General features: G+C 43.0%; 3 protein-coding genes and 1 pseudogene. All 4 read right to left on the bottom strand.

The window, feature by feature from the left end; all coding sequences use genetic code 11:
- Positions 1–661 (bottom strand): annotated as a pseudogene (locus tag QT992_RS32805) (hypothetical protein); the annotation flags it as partial.
- Between the two features lie 384 nt (positions 662–1,045).
- On the bottom strand, positions 1,046–1,306 hold the full coding sequence (locus QT992_RS32800) for a DUF433 domain-containing protein (RefSeq protein ID WP_333280738.1): 261 nt from the start codon (positions 1,304–1,306) through the stop codon (positions 1,046–1,048).
- A 319-nt stretch (positions 1,307–1,625) separates the two neighbouring features.
- Positions 1,626–2,471, bottom strand: a complete 846-nt coding sequence (locus tag QT992_RS32795) for a DUF1822 family protein (protein ID WP_333314436.1) — start codon at positions 2,469–2,471, stop codon at positions 1,626–1,628.
- Entirely contained in the window at positions 2,471–3,469 is a 999-nt protein-coding gene (locus QT992_RS32790; RefSeq protein WP_333314438.1) for a hypothetical protein, read from the bottom strand. The genes QT992_RS32795 and QT992_RS32790 overlap by 1 nt, the downstream gene beginning before the upstream one ends.
- Between the last annotated feature and the right edge of the window lie 322 nt (positions 3,470–3,791).

Genomic DNA, 3,791 nt, shown 5'->3' with positions numbered 1-3,791 from the left:
TTAAAGCTTCCCGATAACAGGCGATCGCAAGTTCAATATTCGCCGCCCTGACTCCCTCTATTCTGTCACTATAGGCAGCCCCCAAATTATTTTGAGTCGTTGCCCATTTTTCGGGATAATTCTCAGGGGTATAGACTATTAAAGCTTCCCGATAACAGGCAATGCCTATTTCTAAATTCCATGCCCGCCGCCCCAGGGGAAACTGCTGAATTAAGTTGCCAAAATTGCCAATAACTGTTGCAAGTGATGCAGCTAGTTCTGATGTAACTTCTGTGAATTTAAATTTGGCCCAATTTTGTAATATTTGAGCAAAATTTAAATCCAATTTTTCTAGGTTTTCTTGCAAGATAGGATATACAACTTGAGGATTTCCTCGACTATCTGACGTTGCTTGCAACACCTCCATCAAGAAAGATAAATACTCTTCAGGAGTTGCTGTACTGCGGACATGATTTGCCAAATGTGCCGCCATATTCTGCAACCAACCTGCATTGGATTCGCCCTTTTCTGCCATATTCTCTGCTTTCGCTTCCATGACTCGCACAAAATCGGCATCAACTAACTCTCGATTGGCGTTGAGAATATCATTTTCTTCACCGTTAGGGCACTCAAGCAGGGCTTGAATCAGTTGGAGATAGGCGGCGAGGCGTTGTTCGTCCATTGGAGTTTACCTTTGATTCTGTGTATATATATCTATCGGCAATTTGGGGGGAAATTATGCAAAATTCCCGAAAAATTATAGGACTTACGCATAGGTGCCCAGAAACCGGGTTTTTACGACAATATTTCGTTTCCACCCGCAGATGTGGCCAAAAACCCGGTTTCTTCAGTGGCAGTGTAGGGGCCCAGAAACCGGGTTTTTACGACAATATTTCGTTTCCACCCGCAGATGTGGCCAAAAACCCGGTTTCTTCAGTCGCAGTGTAGGGTATTTGGTATGGCGTCGCTGTGAGACTTTCGATTTTGTTTCGAGATTGTTGATAGCCCGCCAAACGTAACAGCGAAACAACGCGGATGCTACCCAAATTTTCATCAAGTTTTAACTTCACCCTGCAACTACCTTTGTTTCACCAACAGGAATTTCGACATAACAATCTCTTGCCAACTCAGCCGCATAAGCAATACAAGCCAAAATATCTTCTCGTTCAATTCCCGGATATTCCTCAAGCAATTCTTCCACAGTCATGCCACTAGCGAGAAAGTCAAGAATCAGAGAAACCCAAATGCGATGGCCTCGAATACAGGGTTTGCCAAAACAGATATTCGAGTCAATTGAGATGCGAGACAGTAAATTATTTTGAGTCATGTTTTTTCAATTAGATATTTTCCATTGATTCATTGTAATGAATTTTAGGGTTGATTTGTGGGAACCCAGAAACCGGGTTTAAGATTTTCAGATATTGTAGGGGCGGGTTCACCAACCATCTCCGGTAAAAACCCACAATCTCGAAAACCCGCCCCCACCCCATGTAAAAATCCCAAAAACCAAATATTTTGACGGTATTTCGATATTGATGGCGGGGATGGGGCGGGTTTATGAGATTGTCGATTTGTATCAGATATTGTTGGTGAACCCGCCCCTACGAATCATGGTAATTTATCCAGATTTATGGGATGTTGCAGGTTTATGACAAGGCAAAATCATCACCATCTCCCCAAATCTCAGCTAATTTCTTCATCCACTTTTTAGCAATCCGATTCAGTTTCGCTTCCACTTTCGTATCAATATCTGAAGATTGATAACCAGATAAAGATGTCTCTTTATTTCCCAAATCGCCACTGCTAGCACCACTTCTCGCTAAAGCCTTCCCCCCTTCATATCCCCAGTCAGATTTCTCACTACTGTGAAAAACTCCATTCAGGATTGCCACAATTTCCGCAATAGATTTGTTTTGCAACTTCTCCCGAACTTGTGCTTGTACGGGGTCATCTTCTGCCAAATCCGATAGCAACTCTTCAATTTCACTTTGCAACAGCGGAATTGCCAACTCAATCCGATCCAAATAATCCAACAATTCCTCAATTGGTTTGAGATTAGTGAGAGAAATCTCTTCAGTTTCATCCAGAATTTCCACAGCCGGAATAAACCCCAAAAGTTGGACTTTATTGAAAGGTTCTGCAAAGCCAACAGCGATATAGGCAATGCGATTTTCCCGCACTTGTGGCAGAGAAATCGCCGATTCTCCGAGCTGAACCGGACAGCATTCTATCTTGCCAATCCCCGGCAAAACCAAATCGGCGACATCCAAAACCGCCCGCATTGCTGGATTCCAACTATCACCGCCATCAATATCGGTTTCCAGTTCCATCCATTCCAAGAAATAGTTAACCGCCCAAACCGCCAAGGTATTGAAATAAACCCGCTTCCCTTTTTGCGGATTAGCTTGCTCTGAAGCAAATTGCAGAGCCAAATTGCGGGCAGTTTGCTCCAGAGGAATTTCTAACAAATAAGTATCCATGCTATTCACCATTATTCCTCCGGTTGATATCCAAACTTAAGTGCAATCTCTTTGACGAGAGGCAAACCTGTTCTTTTCCAGTGAGACTTGAAAGTTTGATAGTTAATGTTTAACTCTTTGGCAATTACAGAAAATTTATCGGGAGGGTCTTTCAACAGCAAGCGCCGTGCTAGTACCTGACAATTTGCCTCCGGTTTGTTATCGGGATAACTGTTTCGCAGTTTTCCATCCGGGTCATCTTCAATATACTGCCAAAGTTTGCGACCGATGCGCTGCTTATTTTTCGATTGTTCTTGCTCAATCAGTTGCTCAATCCCAGTTTCCGTAGTATCATCTAGCACTCCTTCCGAATCAAAGTCTTCACCTTCACGGCTCGTCTGCGGAGCATCAGAACTAAAAGTAAAAGGCTGTCTACCACGTTGGCGGTAATAGTCAACAACTTTAAGTTTAATAATTTGATTTAACCGTTTAACAACTCTCTTTCGCAACTCATCATCAGCAGTATTTTCGAGGTCAAGTTGGTGTAAAAACCTAGAAAAAGTTTTGAAAAAACCCAAATAAGCTTCTTGCACCAATCCGTCGAAATCAGCATCAAGTATATTAAAATCGCGACGCTTGCGAAATCCCGTTAAATTGGGAAGAAGTTTGGACAATTCGTTTTTGAGTCTTTCCTGTTGCTCATTACTTCTCTCTTCGGGATTTTTCAAGAGTTGTAAAATTAGTCGCAGGCATTGGCACTGAATTTCTTCTTGTTGCTCATTACTCCTCTTACTCCTCTCTTCCGGGTTCTTCAAGAGTTGTAAGAGTTCGCGTAACTTTTCGTAGTTATTCACAGGCACGTTATGGCATGGGGATAATTCGATTATCCCAGAGAAAATAGCGCAGTAACGTGCCAGTAATAACAAAGTCAAGGAAATCGGCTTGAGTTCCCAATGCAGCCACAAGTTGAAGGTTGTGGCTACAGGAACTAAGCCTGGTAAAGGTTCGACGGGGGTATCATGTCTCGTCATAGTCCAGTTTTTTGGTGTTGATACATTGATGTCGCAGGTGTTGGCGAGTTTATGCAGATTCAGGGAAAATTTTTCCAGGCCTTTCGGTATACTCTTGTTCCGGCAGTCCGGCAGGGGTTGAAACCCCTGCCTCAAAGCGAAAGTCCTCTGAAGAGGACTGAAAAATTCATTAGTCCGGCAGTCCTCTTTAGAGGACTTTTGCTATTAGCCAGGGAATTCATTCCCTGGCGGCCTTTCGCTATCAGCTAGGGCGTCGGTTCAGTATTAGGAGTTGACAAAACAAACTGAAAATGATATGTGAATTGAAAAGCCTGTTAAATTC

Origin of the sequence: Microcoleus sp. T3_D1 (assembly GCF_036700405.1) — a bacterium.
Classification (GTDB): domain Bacteria; phylum Cyanobacteriota; class Cyanobacteriia; order Cyanobacteriales; family Microcoleaceae; genus Microcoleus.
This window is presented reverse-complemented; position numbering and strand designations above follow the sequence as displayed.

What these genes read in the sequence shown, in the direction of transcription:
- QT992_RS32790 (WP_333314438.1), bottom strand. Translation starts at nt 3,469, where the DNA reads ATGACGAGACATGATACCCCCGTCGAACCTTTACCAGGCTTAGTTCCT.
- QT992_RS32800 (WP_333280738.1), bottom strand. Translation starts at nt 1,306, where the DNA reads ATGACTCAAAATAATTTACTGTCTCGCATCTCAATTGACTCGAATATC.
- QT992_RS32795 (WP_333314436.1), bottom strand. Translation starts at nt 2,471, where the DNA reads ATGGTGAATAGCATGGATACTTATTTGTTAGAAATTCCTCTGGAGCAA.